The sequence below is a fragment of the Calothrix sp. 336/3 genome (assembly GCF_000734895.2).
Lineage (GTDB): Bacteria > Cyanobacteriota > Cyanobacteriia > Cyanobacteriales > Nostocaceae > 336-3.
Window position 1 is genome coordinate 5,251,258 of record NZ_CP011382.1, and the last position, 17,631, is coordinate 5,268,888.

Below are 17,631 nucleotides of genomic sequence, written 5' to 3' on the forward strand. Positions count from 1 at the left end.
GAGGCAGAAAGAATATTTGGGGTTTGCCATGACTTGGCAGGAGAATTTCCACATCTGATTACCGTCATTTTGGCACGTGCAAAAGTGCTTGATTTGGGGCTGGAAAGTTCCTACTCACTGCTACTGACGGTATAGCTATTGCAGCGATTCATCGCTTTTTCGATACCTTGCTTCAGGCTGACTTCCACGCATTCCACAACAAATTGAAGTACGTCAGACATTAACTGGTTCTCAACAGCAGAAAACTTCCCCAAAACGTGGGAAACTGTGTCTTTCTCTTCCCCTGTCACGGGGTTTTTCGGCTTACCAATCCCAATCCGCAAACGTGGGAAATTTTGACTACTTAAGTGAGCGATCGCACTCTTCATACCATTATGCCCCCCAGCAGAACCCGATAGGCGTAAACGAGTTTTCCCTAGGGGTAAATCCATTTCATCGTAGATAACTAGAATCGATTCTGGCGGTAGTTTGTACCAGTTTGCTACGGAGGCGATCGCCTGTCCAGAGCGATTCATATAAGTTAAGGGTTTGAGTAAACGAATTTTTTCCCCACCGGGGGCAATTCCTTCTCCATATTCTCCCTGAAACTTGCGATTTTCAGCTAGAGAAATTTGCCAATTCCGACATAAAGCATCGATTGCTGCAAAACCGATATTGTGGCGGGTTTGGTCGTATTTGGGTTCTGGATTCCCTAAACCGACTATTAACTGAATAGGAATCACTGATTTTTTGCTATTGTCTTCTGCCATCAATAAATCTGAAATGTAAAATGTCAAGACAATTATCATCAGTCGTGGCTAGAAACCGCTACTGATTCAAGACTGCTGATTAACCCCCATACACCCATCGATGTTGAAACTTTTCTCATCCTTGAGTCCCATGACTACAAAAAGAAGTAATCTCTAAGTCTTGATAGAAAAGCTTCTGAAAGTAAATATATTACACCCGTTACCATCGGACTTATTTGCCACCCAAGTCTATTCCCGATTACCTCATCAATTACACCTCTTCCTTTTGGGGTGCTTCCAACTGCTTGGGTTCTAATTCGGCTGTAGTCTTGACAGTTTCCTGGATTTGTGATGCTTCCTTTTGGAATTCCTTCTGAAACTCATTAGATGCATCCTGAAATCCCCGAACAGCTTTCCCCATACTACGACCAATTTCTGGTAGTTTCTTTGGTCCAAAAATTAATAGGGCAACAATAAAGATAATTGCCATCTCTGGCAAGCCAATACCAAATACGTTCATTGTCTTCGATACTCCTTAAGCGTCCCATTTGTAGTTTAAGGGGGGAAGGGGGAAAGGGGAAGGGGGAAACTCGATTTGCTTGGGGTTCTGTAAAAAAAACCCGGTTAGACCGGGTTCTCAGATAATTTACAAGCTGTAAAAGTTGGGTATTAATTATCTACCAAGACTCTGCCAAGTTGCATCTACACCTTGAATCAAAATTGATTTGTTGTAGAGTTGCAGAATAATTAGCAGGAATACAAAGAATAGCCCCATGAATACTGCCATCAAGCCTGTAGTTCCCCAACCGGGGGCTACTTTTCCATACTCAGAATTTAAGGGTCTGAGGATATCTCCTAGTCTTGTCCGTTGTGCCATGTTTCACCTTATGATGAGTTGCCAAAGCATTTTTTAATCTTCTGTAATATTCTATAAGAATAGCACTCATAATCCATCTCTAAATTATGGAACCCGCAACAGTTCTTAGCATCTCAGTTTGTGCAGTGGTGATCGCCATTACCGCAGCGTCTATTTATACTTCTTTTGGTCCCCCATCCAAGCAACTCAACGATCCCTTTGATGATCATGAGGATTAGTTGAAGCAAGACACAACGGCGATCGCTAGATTTTGGTGATTAGCTCAGGCTTTCCCTAGGGTGTAGAGAGTAGATAACTTCTGACTTGCCATGGGGAAATGTTCTGGATGGGGTTATCTGGGGTGACAGGATATTCCCGTAAATCTACGGCAGATGATATTTGTAAATCCAAGTCACTTTCTAGGTGAACCTCAGAGGCTTCTCCGTGGCATTCATAACAACGCATTACCCAAGTCTGGGAATTATCCTCTGACTGCTTCAATGCCATTAAAATCACATTGTGAGATGAGAGATTTAACAGTTGACCAGTGCTTGGCAAATTAGTATTATTTGAAGCTTGATTATCTAGTAAAATTACTGATAAAGGACGATTGAGTTCATAACCTTTTTTGACGGTTTCAGCAGATTTCCAGTCACCTAGATGGGGGTAGATACCATAGGTAAAATCATGGATACCTCGGTCAGCTTGGGGGTCGGGCCAGTTGGGACTACGTAACAGGGTCAAGCGTAGTTGGTTTGGTTGGGCATCGTAGCCATATTTACAATCATTTAAAAGACTCACACCATAAATATTGCCATCGTCAGTTTCTGTGGTTAAATCAGCCCAACGTAGAGCGGGAACTTCCCATTTAGCTTTTTCGGCTGGGGTTTGTGGTTGAGTCGGACGCTGAATGCTACCGCAGGGTATTTCATAGGTGGCAAAGTCGGCAGTGAAGTTGAAGGTGAAAGCGGTTTTGACTAGTACCTGGTTTTCTTGCCAATCAACTTGGGTGGATATTTGGAGGATGGGAGAAGCTAGGTCAATGATGTAGTCGGTACGGAACTCTGATTTGCCGAGTTGCTGAGTGACGCGCACACGTATTTGCACTGCTCCGGCTTCGAGGCACTGAATTGCCGTCAGGGTGGGTGATGGTAGGGGGTGTTGGTTATAGTTGGGGTTAATATTCCAAGCATCCCAGTATTGACCATTATCTTGAAAGAATTGTAATTGATTTCCAGGGTGGTCAGCATGGAGGATTTCTCGATAATTAATCCGGTCAAAAATGCTGATTAAATTGCCTGTGTGCTTGTCTATCTTTACCTGCAAAAAATCATTCTCTAAAGTCAATGTTTCGGGAGAAAATGTTAGTTGCTTTCGCAAACCCGTTTTGGTATGATTATAATCTGTATGGACGTGTTGATTGTCTACGGAATTGGGGACTAACCAGTAGAGACGATAACCGACGGAGGGGATATCTTCTGCCAGGAAAAGCAGGGTAGAATTTTCTCCTAACTGAGAAACAACGGGATTCCCTTGGGCATCGCAGATGGAGCAATTTTTGCTCTCTGTAGGTAAGGAAACGGTGACAACCTGCGATCGCTGCCAATTCAGGGAGTTGAAAACTAGTAGGGGGAAGCTTTCGGGAGTTGGAGAAGGGGGAAGGGTAACTTGGGAGGCGATCGCGCGCAAGGAATTTTCTAGGATTTCCTCACCAGTTTTTGCTACTGCTTGCCATTCTGGGAGAGCATCGCTATAGACTTCTGGAATGGAAGAACCGGGCAAAATATCATGAAACTGCTGAAATAGGACTGTTTTCCAGGCTGTTTCTAGGGATTCCTGGGGATAGGTGACACCACAACTAATGGTTGCCAGGGAAGCGAATAACTCTGCTTGGTATAAGAGATTCTCGCAATATCGATTCCAGCGCTTTTGGTCAGCGTGGGTAGTATAGCAACCGCGATGAAATTCTAGATAGAGTTCATCATTCCAAATCGGTAGGGGAGAATCCTTTTGAGATAACTCTGTGGCGAGGGAGTTAAGATATTTTTGGGCAGTGGTAAATTCTAAGGGGGGAAAAACGGCAGATTTTTGCCAGCGTCGAGCTGTTTCCAACATATCACGAGTTGGTCCACCGCCATGATCGCCGACACCAGGAAGCCACAAACTTTGACAAGTTCCAGTTTTTTCTGCCCACTCCACCCCATACTCTGCCATTTTTACTGGGTTAATCCCCTCACCAATAGGTGCAGACATGAAGCTAAAAACTTGACTCCCATCAGGCGATCGCCAGTAAAAAACTTCATGGGGAAACTTAGTGGTATCATTCCAGCGTAATTTCTGGGTGACAAAATAATCTATCCCCCCCTGTTGGAGAAACTGGGGTAAAGTCCAGCAGAAACCGAAGGTATCAGGAACCCAAACGATGGTACAGCTTTGACCAAACTTTTCCTGGATATAACGTTGACCATATAATAGTTGACGAGCAATCGACTCACCGTCAATTAAGTTTAAATCTGGTTCTACCCAGAAACCACCCACAATTTCCCATTTCCCCTGGGCGACAGCATCTTGAATTTTGCGGAATAAATCGGGACGATGTTTCTCTACCCAAGCATACAAAGCCGGAGTGGAATGGCAAAAAATTAATTCGGGAAACTCTTGCTGTAAATTCAATACCGATTCAAAGGTGTTCTCTGCTGCTTGCCAAGTTTCACAGACACGCCACAGCCAAGCCATATCTAAATGGGCATGACCTAAAAGGAATATGGAGTGAGGATAATTAGAGATGCGCGATCGCAGAGAATTTCGTAACTGGAAAAATTCGGCGACTTCTTGGTGGGGATGATGGCTAGAAATTTCATTTTCCCAAGTTTGCCCATATATTCGCAGAATATCCAACTCATCGGCAAGGAAACCTGGTTCTAAATTATCACCATCGTGTGACTGAAAATCTAAGCGCGATCGCACCAAAGCACCATCACAATGTCCTGGACTAACTAACCGCACAGCCAGAGTCAATTCTTCTCCAGGTTTCACACCAGAACTAATTAATATCCGAGGAGAGCAATCAAACAAATCACCCTCAGCGAGGAATTCCCCATTCAGAAAAATTTTCGCACTATCTGCCCACCAGACTAAAGCCAAATATAAATCCCAATTTCCCAGAGGATAACCATGAACATCGGCAGGAATTATCAACTTTTGCACCAACCATAACACCCGTCGCCCCCCCGACCAGGTAATATATCCTTTGGAATTAATTTCTCCAACTTGCCACTCCCCCAAATTACTATCCATCACCTCCGTCAAACTTAAATCTCCCTCCTGACAGTACCAATGAGACTGGATATCTAACTGGGAGTAAGAACGTAGGCGAGAAATGACATCAGTCATTGTTTGGCAAGAGGTAGAATCGGGAGAAGTCATATTTTCCGGTATGATATGGACACGGATTCGTAAATCACAGTTGGTCGTTATTATTGTTAGGCGGGAGTCTCACAAATTAAATTACTCTCAATAAAACTTTACTATCATGTCTTCTGGTGACTCTGGACGCTATCAAAGTAGACTATTTAACTTCTTTTATCACCAATCCCGTCGCCTCGGTGATGGTGCTAAACGCACCCTGCGACAACTTCAACTGGCAACTTCTTGGTCAATTGAGGCATTGGTATACCCCATATATATAATGATGCAAAATGTTGTTGAATCTGCTGATAAGCAATTATCTTCAGGTACATCAGCAGAAAATAAAGCGCTACCAGCAACAGATGAGCCGATTCAGCAAGTCTTACAGGAGATAGAAAATTTATCAATTCACCCCTCAGAGGGTTTAGTTGTTAGCAATTCTACATCTTCATCCCTGAATTTCCAAGGAATAGCGGCGGAAATTGACTCCCATCAATTAGTGTTGATAAATTCCGAAAACGAAATCGTTGATATTCTCAGCCAGGAGCAGCAACAACAGCTAGAAAATAAAATCATTAGTGAGATTGGTAAATATTGGCGACAGCTGCAACCAGCGAAAGCAGAGAGTAAGCTCTTACCGGAAATCGACAAATTACTCACAAAAATCCTATACGGGAAACAAGAAGAAAATTCGCAACCAGACGCAACCGCATTGGTATTTGTAGATAACGCGGTGCGCAAAGTGTCCAATCTCCAGATAATTTCCAAGCTCGAATCCCATGCTATCATCCCCATAACCCGTACCAGTCAAGAAATTGTCAAAATTGCCCAAGATAAACTCCATCTCTTCCTTTACGGGGAACAATCAGAAGTCAATCATAATCCCTCAAAAATTTCTGGATTGATTTTAGCAGCTATTAATTTCTTCTTTGGAGAAAAAACAACTTCCCAACTACCCCAGAATAGTCATATCCCTTCCCCAAGCAAGAGAATTTCTCCCCGCTCTCCCCAAATCAAAGAAACAGCTATCGATCCTTGGTTAACCTTCGACGATTTATTTGGAGAGGCAGCAGCAGTTTATCAAACAATTGACGAATCACAAACAGATAGACAATTAGTAGGAAACCAGTCTCAATCCTTACAACTAGAGTCTACCAGTGATATTGTAGTTGCCCAGTCAACAACTATTACCCAAGATAATTCTCCCACTCCATCAGATATCAAAGCTCAACCAGATTGGATAGAAACCCAAGCGAAAACAGTCAGTTATGAAAAACATCCCCTCGAACGTCTTCTAGAGTGGGTTGACAGTTTCATGGTGGTACTAGAAGAAATATCCGTGCAGTTGTGGCAGATTTTGAAAAGACTGTTGACGCGAATTATTCGCTAACCCACGTCAATACAGTCAATTATACGATATAAGGCGAGGCGATCGCCGCGACACGACCAGCATCAACTAATGCTTGATATACCATAGCCGCTACCTCTGCGCGTGTCGCATCACGGGTAGGGTTAAGTTGTAATAAATTAGGATAATTAACTATCAATCTTTTCTGAGAAGCAATAATTACCTCATCCTTGGCATACTCCGGGATTTTTGCCTGGTCTGAAAATACCTTTGCCGTTCCCGTCGCCACTTTTAAACCTAAACCATTCACCAAAGAAACAATAATTTGTACTCTCTGAATATTCTGATTCGGACGAAAATTTCCATCAGGGAAACCAGAGAGAAACTGTCCTTGGTATGCTTGTTGAATTACTTTACTTGCCCAGAAATTATCTGGAACATCCTTAAATTTTAATTCTCCCCGTTTCACAGCAGGATTAAAAGCTTTCACCAACAATGCGGCATATTGCGCTCTCGTCATCGTCGCATCTGGCTTAAAAGTTTTATCAGGAAACCCCTTAATAATATCCAATTTTACCAACTTTTTGATAAAGTCAGCCGCCCAGTGACCACTAATATCAACTAAATCAATATTGGGATTGGGGTTAGGATTGGGATTTGGTATGGGATCTGGATCAGGTATAGGATCTGGATCAGGTGTGGGGTTTGGATTAGGATTGGGATTGGGATTGGGATTAGGATTGGGATTAGGATTTGGATTGGGGTTTGGATTAGGATTGGGATTGGGGTTTGGATTGGGATTGGGATTGGGTAGGGGAGTCGGATTTGGAATCGGATTAGGTAATTGGTTATCCACAAACTCAATATTTCCCTTTGCCTTTCCTGGATCAATCTGATTCCCAACAACAATTAATTTATTTCCACTGGCATTTTGTAAGTCAAACTGCCCATTATTCCGAATAATATTCCCCCCAGGATTATTACTACTTCCCAAATCCGGCAAAGCATTACCAATTACCGTCACCCCATCCTGGGTATTTCTCTCACTAATATTATTCCGTAAAACCGGACGCGCATCATTAGAAATCACAAGACCCGAACGGTTTTCATAAATCTTGTTATCTCTGAGCAAAGGTGTCGCAGTATCACTCACCGCAATCCCAAAACCAGTTTTAAAACAAGCATTACTGCGAAATTCACCCTTACTATTCTTCGCTACGGAAATTCCATTTGCCGCATTCTCAGTAAATACATTATCACTAATTACTGGATTGCCATCCCCAGTTACAAACACACCCTCCCGCTTACACTTAGTAAAGGTGCAATTTGCTACAGTCGGATTAGTTGATTCTATCCAGACAGCCGTACCACGAGTAGCCAAATTTGTTATGCTCACACCCCGCAACTCAGCACTATTATTCATCACACAAGTGACATTCTGTTTTGCAAAAGTGCGACTGAGGTACTCACCGCTACCCTCAATGACAATATTTATACCTTTGTTTCCTTCATTTCCAACAATCACCACCCCATTCGGAATCGCAAGAGGAAACACCTCACCACTAGCAGCATTATAAGTACCATCTGCCAGTATTACTTTATGCCCAAAGGACGATCGCTTGAAAGCTTGGGTAATGGTTTTTAAAGGTGCTTGCTGACTACCAACTGCGGTATCATTACCCGTTGTCGGATTTACGTACAGAGTCACTGTCATATTCACACCATCGATTAGAACACAGATATCCTAACCTAATCTGAATTTATGCCAAGGGTTGTGAATAAGTTACGTCAAAATAGCCCCACCCATCAACCGCTCATAACGATACTGCAACTCCTCCTTCATTAAATACCAGCGCTCCAAAGTAGCATCTATCTCCATCACCTTTTCTGCTGCTTGTCGTGCCAAAATTAACACTTCCTCATCCTCCACCAAACTTGCTAAGGTAAAATCTGGCACACCTGCCTGTCGAGTGCCCAGAACTTGCCCCGGACCGCGAAAACGCATATCCATCTCCGAAATAAAAAACCCATCCTGAGATTGTTCCAACACCTTTAATCTTTGCTGTGCATCGGGACTACGGGAACTACTCATCAATAAACAAAAGGATTTTGCTGCCCCTCGTCCTACCCTTCCCCGCAATTGATGCAGTTGAGAAAGTCCAAATCTTTCTGCATTTTCAATGAGCATAACCGTAGCATTAGGTACATCCACACCTACTTCTACCACCGTTGTGGAAACCAGAATCTGTGTCTGATTGTCGCGAAATTGACTAATAGCCTCATCCTTTTCCGGGGAACTCATTCGACCATGGAGCAACCCCACCTGAAACTCAGGGAAAATGCTTTCTTGTAATTTTTGATGCTCCTCGATCGCCGATCGCAGGTCTAATTTTTCTGACTCCTCTACCAGGGGTAAAACCACATAAACCTGCCGTCCCTGGGCAATTTCCCGGCGCATCAAATCATAAGCTTCTGGGCGCTGTTGAGAGGATAGCACCGTTGTTTGAATTGCTTGTCTACCTGGTGGTAACTCGTCAATTTGACTGACATCCAAATCCCCATGAATCGTTAACGCTAGAGTCCGAGGAATTGGTGTCGCTGTCATTGTTAATACATGGGGTTGTTCACCCTTCTGTTGTAACTTTGCCCGTTGCTTCACCCCAAAACGATGCTGTTCATCAATCACCACCAAACCTAAGCGATGGAAATTCACAGGTTCTTGAATTAAAGCGTGAGTACCAACCAATAGGGGTAATTCCCCCGTTTCTAACTGGGAATGAATTTGTCGCCGTTTCGCCGTTTTCGTCGAGCCCGTCAGTAATTCCACTGGTAAGTGCAGTAAATTAAACCAACTCACCAACTTGCGATAATGCTGCTCTGCCAATACCTCCGTGGGAGCCATAAGTGCTGCTTGATACCCTGACTGAATTGCTGCCAACACTGCCACCACAGCCACAACAGTTTTTCCGGAACCGACATCACCCTGTACCAAACGATTCATCGGTACAGATTTCTGTAAATCATTGAGAATATCATTAACTACTCGCTGTTGAGCCCCAGTTAGTTGAAACGGTAAGATTTCATAGAATTGATTTAGCAGTTCTCCCCGTGGTACTAGTACCGCAGTTGTTTGCATTTCCTTCGCTTTTTGCTGTCGTTGCAATAAACCTAACTGCAAGTAGAAAAACTCATCAAATACTAACCGCCGACGGGCAGCTTGCAAAGAATCACTATCCGGGGGGTAATGAATATTAGTAATAGCATCCTGTAACCCCATTAACCTGTATTTTTCCCGCAAACCACTGGGTAAAGGGTCTTTTAACAACTTTGCCGCAGGTAATACTGCAATAACTGCCTGACGGAGCAAATCAGCCCCCACTCCCTCTGTTAAGCCGTAAACTGGCACTACACGACCAATGGTGAAGGATTCTATCACATCTCCTGGGTGTGCTAAAACTTCAATTTCTGGGTCTTCTAAATTAAAACCATATTTATTACCCTTAACTAACCCGCAAGCAGCCACAATACAACCCACGGGATAGCGACGTTTCATTGTTTCTTGCCATCCGCGATTACTATAACGTGTCCCGGCAAAAAAACGACTGATTTTCACCCTACCTGTATGGTCACGGAGAGTAAGTTCTAATCTAGTTAATTTTGTGTTTTTTTGACTGGTAAAACAACCACAACTTTTCACCGTTGCCACAATAGTTACGGTTTCTCCCGGTTGCAAATCACAAATATTTACTTGCCTAGCATAGTCGATGTGGTCACGGGGATAATAAAACAATAAATCTCGAACAGTGTGTATACCCAAACGCATAATTTGACTAGCTTTGCGATAACCAATTTCTGGTAAATCACTCAGTTTTTGTTCGATTCTGGGTGCTAATTCTCGACTAACTTCGGCAACAATGGGGGATTTAGGATTAGGATATTTTAATTTAGTTAAGGGAGCAGAGGCAGGTTTTGTAATATTTTGCCCATGTTCCTGTTGTTGTAATTGATAAAGATATTTACGAGTATCAGCGATTAAATTTTGTCTAGCTTCTAAATCTAAATTGGGATAATTGGCAAACATCATGGCTAAATCTTGCCAACGACGACGTTCCGTTGCTGGGATAACTCCAGGAAATTTGCCAAAGGTTAAACAGAGAAATTCACTGAAACGGTACTGTTTGCCAACTAAGTCAGTAAATCCCTTTTCTGCTTCAACTGCCAAGGCTTTTTGTAATCTTAACCAATCGGGAGATTCATTAGTCATTGGTCAACCCCTTTGGGGAATTCAAAATTATCGTCCCCGCTATTGCTCGTTATCAGTTATCAGTTATCAGTTAATAAACTGCTCATTGTTCACTGAAGAGGATTATATCCTTTTCTTTTTAGGTAAATCCTTTCTCAGTTTTCCATCCCAGAAAGTGAATCTGGGAAAATAGTTTACAGTCTATAGTTAATAGGGTTTATTTATATAATTAATCTTCATACCAACTGGAACGCCATGCAGCTTCAGCCTCTGCAATAGACTTTTCACGCTGAATTTTTTGATGTTCAACGGTAATCTTATGGAGTCGATTTACAATATGACGAATTTGTTTACGTTCCGAGGTCAAATTAGCATCTGTAAATTCAATTTCCCCTAACCGTAAACTAATTGCTATCACCTGGGTTAAGTTTGCTTCTTCTGAATCCTCTTCATCCTCTAAACCAATTACCATATTTAAAATATTTGGAACATTGGGAATAGTTGGGATGATTTCTGTTGTAGCCTCTGATACTGTGTTGGCTATATCTAGAATATTTTTTGGTATTTCTTGAGGTAATAATCTTGATTTATATAATATTTGATTGGCTTCTTGAGAAGCTTCTTTAAGCTTGTTTTGAATAAAAATTTCTAGACTCTGCTGCCATCGGACAAATTCTCTGGGCTCTTTAGATTCCTCTGGAAAAGGTAAGAGATAAAAATCAGCTTCCATCTCATCCATTTCTAAATCATCTTCTAAATCATCTTCTGTTTCTATCTCTTCCGTCACTAGTTCTGTATCTGCTTGCTCATAGTTGAGTAACTGTTGGGCTGTTTGTGTTCCTAAATAGCGAATTGCTTGCTGTAATAACTGTCTTTGATTCAAAGATAAATTGAGGAACTTTTCTGGATATCCTTGGGTACATAAATAATAGGTTGCCAGAATTAATTGCTGACGCATGGTTTTACCAAGGACTTTTAAATAGCTAGTATAAGCCGTTTTTAATTCCTGGGCGATCGCCCTCACAGCTTCCTGCAATCCTACCAAGTCTTGCTCAATTCTTTCGATGGGTCTAGTCATAAATAAGTAATTTAAAACTCGAATATTTTCAATCATTTAGGAATAAATCCGATTATATAGGCACAAAAAAATTTTTATTGTCAATGATTACTCTCAATATAGATTACTTAAACTAATTGGTTGCGTACTTTTGTACTATCTATATTGTATAGAGAATCAAAATAAAAATACAGGTAAGCTGAATAGCTTGACCTGTACCTCAGAATAGTCATCGATTATTTTTCATTTATCAATACCAATGACCAAAAAGCGAATTACTTCGCACCGATTTGAGCTGCAACCTCATCAGCAAAGTTGCTTTCTTCTTTTTCGATACCTTCACCGAGGACATAGCGAGTAAAACGCTTCACCAAAACGGTATCACCGACTTTAGAACTAGTTTGCTTGACAAGTTCTTCCACAGTGACACTTTGGTCACGAATATAAGGCTGATCAACCAAAGTCATTTCCTTGAGACGCTTATCAATACGTCCCTGAACGATTTTTTCCTTGATATTATCAGGCTTATTTGCCAAGTCATCCCGTCCCATTTCGATGTCCTTTTCTTTTTGGACAATCTCTCCAGGAATCTCGCTCACATTGACATATTCCACATTCGGACAAGCAGCAACTTGCATTGCTACGTTACGCGCTAAAGCTTGGAATTCTTCATTCGCTGCCGCAGATTCTTTCTCGCAGTCAACTTCTACCAACACACCAACACGACCGCCAGTGTGGATATAGCTTTCTACTTTACCTTGAGTTGCTGCGGGCAGCGCAAATTTGGCAAAACGACGTAGTTGGATATTTTCACCCAATTTGGATACCAACTGCGTGATGTATTCTGTAACTGTGATGCTTTGGTTGTCAATGTAAGGCTGTTTTAACAAATCTTCAACATTATCAGCATCAACAGCTTGTTTTGCTAAATTTTGTACCAGAGCTTTAAAATCTTCGTTACGAGCAACAAAGTCAGTCTGACAGTTAACTTCAACCAATACACCCACCTGACCATCAGCTGGGATATAGGTATCAACTAAACCCTCTGCGGCAACACGTCCTGCCGCTTTGTCAGCTTTGGCAATACCTTTTTGTCGTAACCATTCGCTGGCTTTTTCGATATCACCATCGTTTTCTTTTAGCGCTTTTTTGCAGTCCATCATGCCAGCACCAGTCTTTTGGCGTAGCTCCTGGACGAGTTTTGCAGATATTTCCGCCATGTTGCCTCAATTTCTACTTGACTGACAGTTGTAATTGCTCAAAAACAGGGTTTTGATGCCTAAAGTATAGAATGCTGAGTGAATTTAAGCCTCGACTTCGCTCGGCAGGAAAAACTCAAAACTCAACACCAGCAATACTTACTTTACAGGAATCAACACAGCCAAAAACCAATTAGATATTTCTACTTTACTCATCGCTGTATAACAATGAGTAACAGAGTGATAAATTATGGGTATTTTTGACTCAAAACACCCAGTACAAAGAAATTTCTACTCTTCTTCTTCCTCATCAGGAATCAGAGAGTCTGTTAATTCAGTTTCTTCGTAATCAAACTCTTCTTCTGCACCTTCGTAGTCTTCGTAGTCATCCTCAGCATCCAACTGACCATGACGACCTTCATAAATCGCGTCAGCTAATTTGCCAACAATCAGTTTAATCGAACGGATCGCATCATCATTCGCTGGGATGGGGATATCTACAACGTCGGGGTCACAATTAGTATCCAACATAGAAACGATGGGGATACTCAATTTTTGACATTCTTGAACTGCATTATATTCTCGACGTTGGTCTACAATGACCACAACATCAGGAACTTTCCGCATGGTTTTGATACCACCAAGATACTTTTGTAGCTTCGCCATTTCCCGACGCAGCATAGAAGCTTCTTTTTTCGGCAACAGATCAAGGGCGCCAGTTTCTTCCCGACGTTCCAAATCTTTAAGACGTTCTACCCGTGTTTTAATGGTAGCCCAGTTAGTGAGCATTCCACCGAGCCAACGTTGGTTAATATAGTGAGAACCGCAACGAGAAGCTTCTTGAGCAATGATACCTGCGGCTTGACGCTTTGTACCGACAAACAGGAATTTTTTGCCCTGTTCTGCCTGCGATCGCATATAAGCATAAGCCTCTTCCATCAACTGTGCTGTTTGCACTAAATCGATGATGTGTACACCATTACGAGCGGTGTAAATATAAGGATCCATCTTAGGATTCCAGCGACGGGTCTGATGCCCAAAGTGGACTCCAGACTCCATCATCTGAGCCAAAGAAACAACTGCCATATTTTATCTACTCCTATTCGGGTTAAACCTCCATCCAGGCGTATTTCCACGAGAGAAACACCCGAACTCCCAGATGTGCGGAATTTCAAACAGCCATACTAGGGTAGCATATTTGAGGAAAGCTGACAGAAGTTGATTAGTCCTGAGTACTGGGGATAGTTATTGTTTCTTAGCCTCTGTAAAAGCGTCAAAAATCACTCATTACTCATTACTCATTACTCATTACTCATCACCCATTCCCCAGGGATTCCCGATAAGCTGCATAGACTCCCTTGACGTTGTACCAATTGAGGAAAACACGGGCAATTTCCAAGGCTAATTGGGGTTTGCCGGAGTTAATTAACCAGCCTAAGAGGGGAGCCAGAGTGCGCTCATTTAATAAACCATTGAGGGATAATAAACCCCACAGTAGGCGATGTAACCAAGTCATCTGAATCATCATGCGGACTTCCCAAGTGGGGTGTTTTTGATAAAATAAAACCCCCATTCTTCCCCTTTGAATTTCTTTGTCAATTAGCTGGGGTATTTCTTCTAAGCGAAAGGCTGGATGCCAGTGGTAGCCAACAGCTGCGGGACATTTGATTAACTTCAATCCCAGATTTTTGAGTCGGACTCCCAATTCTAAATCTTCCCAACCATAAAGCTGAAAACCTGTATCGAATAATCCAGCTTTTTCTAACCAGTACTTAGGAATAGCAACATTTCCGGTAGCAAAAAAAGCCGCAGAAAAGTCAGTAATTTTATAGGGTTCGGCTGTGGGATTATTAAAATTGCAGGTGTTGATGACTGCACCGTAGGTAAAAAATTTATCATTGCCCAGGTTAGCTTGACCTGCGAGCAGTGCGTTGGTGTGTGCTTGGAGAAAATCTTCTGTGACAACTAAATCACTATCAATGAAAATAATCATATCTCCCGTAGCTTTGGCAACTCCCAGATTCCGTGCTGCTGCTGCTCCCTGGTGGTCTTGTTGAAATACATGGACGTGGGGGAACTTTTCTTTGTGGGTTGCTAACCACTCAACTGTGCCATCGGTGGAACCATCATCGATGACGACAATTTCATAACCTTGTACGGATGCTGCTTGGTATTTCTGTGCTTCTAGGGCTAGTAAGCACTTTTCTAAAATCGGTAGACGATTATAGGTCGGAATTACAACACTAAAAAACACTATCTCACCCACAAAAACGATTACCCATCTTTAAAGATAGGACAATTCTGGCATTGCGACTGTTCCTAGTCATAGGTCAATTTTCAATTGATGGGGTTAGGAAAAGAAGGTAAATTGCTGGTGTCCCGTATTTCTGACCTATATATTCGCTAAGTTGAGGGAGATTTTAATTTCTACATAATTCTGTAAAAAGCTCGTACGGCTTTTTATTCTAGAATTGAGAGACTCAGTGTGTTGAGTGAGAAATTCCGTAGGTTTTTTGTGCTTGCGCTTAGGTTCGTCATCTTTGATGATTATCAGGGGAAGTATGTTTAAAATTATTCGCTGAAAGGCGAAATCTCAGTAGTGATGCAAAATCAGTGAGAAACTGATGATACTGGCTGTTTTCATTGTGGGGAGATTCTAACCTGAGACTTGCGATTGTGAAGGGGGTGTCGCACCAAGTAGAAGTTCCGTCGGCTTTATCGTTACAAATCGATAAACTTACCGAGGTAGTTTGCATATTTGGCGTTTAAATGGGACTCAGTTGCTTTTTCTGGATGATACCAATTAGAAAAGTGATGGCAGCCTGATTGATAGAACTTTGTGTGGGGAGGATATATATCATCTCTGTCAGAGAAGGTTGATTCAACAAAAGACTTCGGGTTACTTGAGCACACCTTTGGAGTTAGTGTAGTCTCTCGAATATAGGGAATATCTGACTTCAGCGATGTCAGGGTAAGGATGCGACTGTTTGATGTTTTCGCAAAATTTCCGAGTCAAGATGGTATGATTCTGATTTTTCCGATGTTTTTTTGGTTTCGTGCTGCGCTATCATTCATTTCCCAAGAATCTGTGTGTTTAAATTGCTGCTTTTGATTGATGTAATCTATGACTAGTTTTAATCGCTCTACCAGTCGTCGTTTGAAGAAATTAACGCAAATTCCTTCTGTTTGGGAGGGCGATCGCCGTCCGTTGTCATCGTCTCAAACTCTTGCTCCAGATTTAGATGCTAAGGGTGAGTGTATTCTCTGGGTGGACGGTTCCCAAGGTGTGGTGAGGGGAATGGATGTTGTCTCAGTAGAAAGTGGACCGGAAGCAATTGTCAGAACTCTGATGCGAGCGATGGAAAACCCCCACAGTCCTGCTAAACCTGCTCGTCCCCAAAGAATTGTGGTGCGCGATCGCGAAATCCAATTTTACCTCCGGGGAGTCTTACAGGACTTAGATATTGCCATTGATTACGTCCCAGAACTTCCTTTTATTGATGAGTTGTTTCGGGGATTTGCGGAAATTCTTGATAACCAAGTTCCGGAACTCCCTCCCCAGTATGCTCAAGCATTGCAGGAAAAAGCATCGGCAATTTGGCAAGCAGCTCCTTGGGAGTTACTAGAGGAGCAACAAATCCTCTCGATTGAAATTAATCGCTGGGATGTGGGCACTCTCTATGCTTCTATCATGGGGATGTTGGGCATGGAATATGGCATTCTCCTATACCGTTCCCAAGAATCTTTAAAGAGATTTCGCGCTACTATTCTTCATAATGAGGAATCCCAAGGACATTTAGAAGAAGCTTTTCTCAAACAGGATTGTCTGTTTCTCACCTTTGATAGTTCTGAGGATGATGAGGATGAGGAAGACATCTTTGATACTTTCCCCGGCTTGGGAACATCGGAATTAACACCAACTTTTGGCAATATTCACCCCCTGGAAGGGCTACGCTCAGTTTTGTATGACGAAGAAGCTTTAGCTGTATTGGTAGCTCTTGAAAGTCTCTACCGTTTTATTCGCGATCATCGCCGTCAGTTAAATGAGGAGGATTTTCCAATCCTGAGCCGCCGATATCGAATTTCCCTACCACAAACTGAGGATGATGTCAAAACAGTTTCTGTGACTGTGGCAACGATGCCAGAATTAGCTACAGAATTAGAGATATTGGCAGGTTACGACGAAGATGATGAGGATGATTGGGAAGATGATTTCGAGGCGCTTCCTGCTCTGCGAGATGATTTAATCCCTGAGGACTCCTTTTTAAGTGTGGGGGTAATCTCTTGGGAAATGCTGGAATTTTTGCAAACGGGGGCAGGGGTAAAATATTATCCAGCAGGAGAAATTACCCAGGAGGGTGATGGCTTACCTGTAATTTTAATTCAAACTTCCCGTCCCAAGGGTAAAACTGTGATTGCAAATATAGAGGAAGTTGGCGGATTGCAGGGAATTTGTTTTAATCCTGGTTCCGATCCTTTGGGTGGCGATCGCTATGATTTAGGTTTACTGCAAACTCAAAATGGGGACTTGTTCTTGTTTGGGGAATTTTTGGATGATGACCCCATCCATGTGGAAGCAAGGAGAAAATGGTATCAACGCTGCCAAAATACCCAGGGTTATTGCGGCTTAATTATTGCCAAGGGCTTAACTGGAGCATCTCGTGGCAATCCTCAACTCAAGGATATGATGGCACTTTTTGAAGCGCGATCGCTCTCACCCCAAGAACTCGGTTTAGGAACACTACAACTGATGACACAATTCCAATAGTAGGGAGAAAGGGTCAAATTTCTT

General features: G+C 42.4%; 14 protein-coding genes. 3 read left to right on the forward strand and 11 right to left on the reverse strand.

All coding sequences use genetic code 11. The features are described from left to right. Window positions 1-110: 110 nt before the first annotated feature. The 3 genes from pth to psbH form a co-directional block, all read right to left on the reverse strand. Window positions 111-749, reverse strand: coding sequence for an aminoacyl-tRNA hydrolase (gene pth / locus IJ00_RS21910; protein ID WP_035156717.1), 639 nt, complete (start codon window positions 747-749; stop codon window positions 111-113). Between the two features lie 250 nt (window positions 750-999). Next, window positions 1,000-1,248, reverse strand: coding sequence for a TatA/E family twin arginine-targeting protein translocase (locus IJ00_RS21915; protein ID WP_035156719.1), 249 nt, complete (start codon window positions 1,246-1,248; stop codon window positions 1,000-1,002). Between the two features lie 153 nt (window positions 1,249-1,401). After that, window positions 1,402-1,605 carry a photosystem II reaction center phosphoprotein PsbH gene (gene psbH, locus IJ00_RS21920; protein ID WP_035156721.1) on the reverse strand — a complete coding sequence of 68 codons (204 nt, stop codon included), beginning with the start codon at window positions 1,603-1,605 and terminating at the stop codon, window positions 1,402-1,404. An 86-nt stretch (window positions 1,606-1,691) separates the two neighbouring features. Here psbH and psbN point away from each other — a divergent pair, with 86 nt between their 5' ends. Further along, entirely contained in the window at window positions 1,692-1,823 is a 132-nt protein-coding gene (gene psbN / locus IJ00_RS21925; RefSeq protein ID WP_035156723.1) for a photosystem II reaction center protein PsbN, read from the forward strand. Window positions 1,824-1,878: 55 nt separating this feature from the next. On the opposite strand, the gene IJ00_RS21930 is transcribed toward psbN, so the two are convergent. Beyond that, window positions 1,879-5,010 carry an alpha-mannosidase gene (locus tag IJ00_RS21930; RefSeq protein ID WP_035156726.1) on the reverse strand — a complete coding sequence of 1,044 codons (3,132 nt, stop codon included), beginning with the start codon at window positions 5,008-5,010 and terminating at the stop codon, window positions 1,879-1,881. Between the two features lie 106 nt (window positions 5,011-5,116). Here IJ00_RS21930 and IJ00_RS21935 point away from each other — a divergent pair, with 106 nt between their 5' ends. After that, window positions 5,117-6,382: a hypothetical protein gene (locus IJ00_RS21935; protein ID WP_035156728.1), complete on the forward strand. Its 1,266-nt coding sequence runs from the start codon at window positions 5,117-5,119 to the stop codon at window positions 6,380-6,382. 19 nt (window positions 6,383-6,401) lie between these two features. On the opposite strand, the gene IJ00_RS21940 is transcribed toward IJ00_RS21935, so the two are convergent. The 7 genes from IJ00_RS21940 to IJ00_RS29260 all read right to left on the reverse strand — a co-directional run bounded on the left by IJ00_RS21940 (window position 6,402) and on the right by IJ00_RS29260 (window position 15,595). Next, a complete protein-coding gene (locus IJ00_RS21940) occupies window positions 6,402-8,054 on the reverse strand; it encodes a DUF1565 domain-containing protein (protein WP_035156732.1) in 1,653 nt (550 codons plus the stop codon). A gap of 69 nt (window positions 8,055-8,123) precedes the next feature. Beyond that, window positions 8,124-10,604: an ATP-dependent DNA helicase RecG gene (recG, locus tag IJ00_RS21945; protein WP_035156735.1), complete on the reverse strand. Its 2,481-nt coding sequence runs from the start codon at window positions 10,602-10,604 to the stop codon at window positions 8,124-8,126. A 208-nt stretch (window positions 10,605-10,812) separates the two neighbouring features. Then, the gene (locus tag IJ00_RS21950; protein ID WP_035159461.1) at window positions 10,813-11,661 is read right to left on the reverse strand and encodes a hypothetical protein; all 849 of its coding nucleotides are present in this window, start codon (window positions 11,659-11,661) and stop codon (window positions 10,813-10,815) included. A 254-nt stretch (window positions 11,662-11,915) separates the two neighbouring features. Further along, window positions 11,916-12,860, reverse strand: a complete 945-nt coding sequence (tsf, locus tag IJ00_RS21955; RefSeq protein WP_035156737.1) for a translation elongation factor Ts — start codon at window positions 12,858-12,860, stop codon at window positions 11,916-11,918. A 270-nt stretch (window positions 12,861-13,130) separates the two neighbouring features. Then, window positions 13,131-13,925: a 30S ribosomal protein S2 gene (gene rpsB / locus IJ00_RS21960; RefSeq protein ID WP_035156739.1), complete on the reverse strand. Its 795-nt coding sequence runs from the start codon at window positions 13,923-13,925 to the stop codon at window positions 13,131-13,133. 229 nt (window positions 13,926-14,154) lie between these two features. After that, window positions 14,155-15,093: a glycosyltransferase family 2 protein gene (locus tag IJ00_RS21965; protein WP_082127468.1), complete on the reverse strand. Its 939-nt coding sequence runs from the start codon at window positions 15,091-15,093 to the stop codon at window positions 14,155-14,157. A 280-nt stretch (window positions 15,094-15,373) separates the two neighbouring features. Beyond that, window positions 15,374-15,595, reverse strand: coding sequence for a hypothetical protein (locus IJ00_RS29260; RefSeq protein ID WP_168163518.1), 222 nt, complete (start codon window positions 15,593-15,595; stop codon window positions 15,374-15,376). 368 nt (window positions 15,596-15,963) lie between these two features. On the opposite strand from IJ00_RS29260, the gene IJ00_RS21970 reads away from it, so the two are divergent. Next, on the forward strand, window positions 15,964-17,607 hold the full coding sequence (locus IJ00_RS21970) for a hypothetical protein (RefSeq protein WP_035156744.1): 1,644 nt from the start codon (window positions 15,964-15,966) through the stop codon (window positions 17,605-17,607). The last annotated feature ends 24 nt before the right edge of the window (window positions 17,608-17,631 follow it).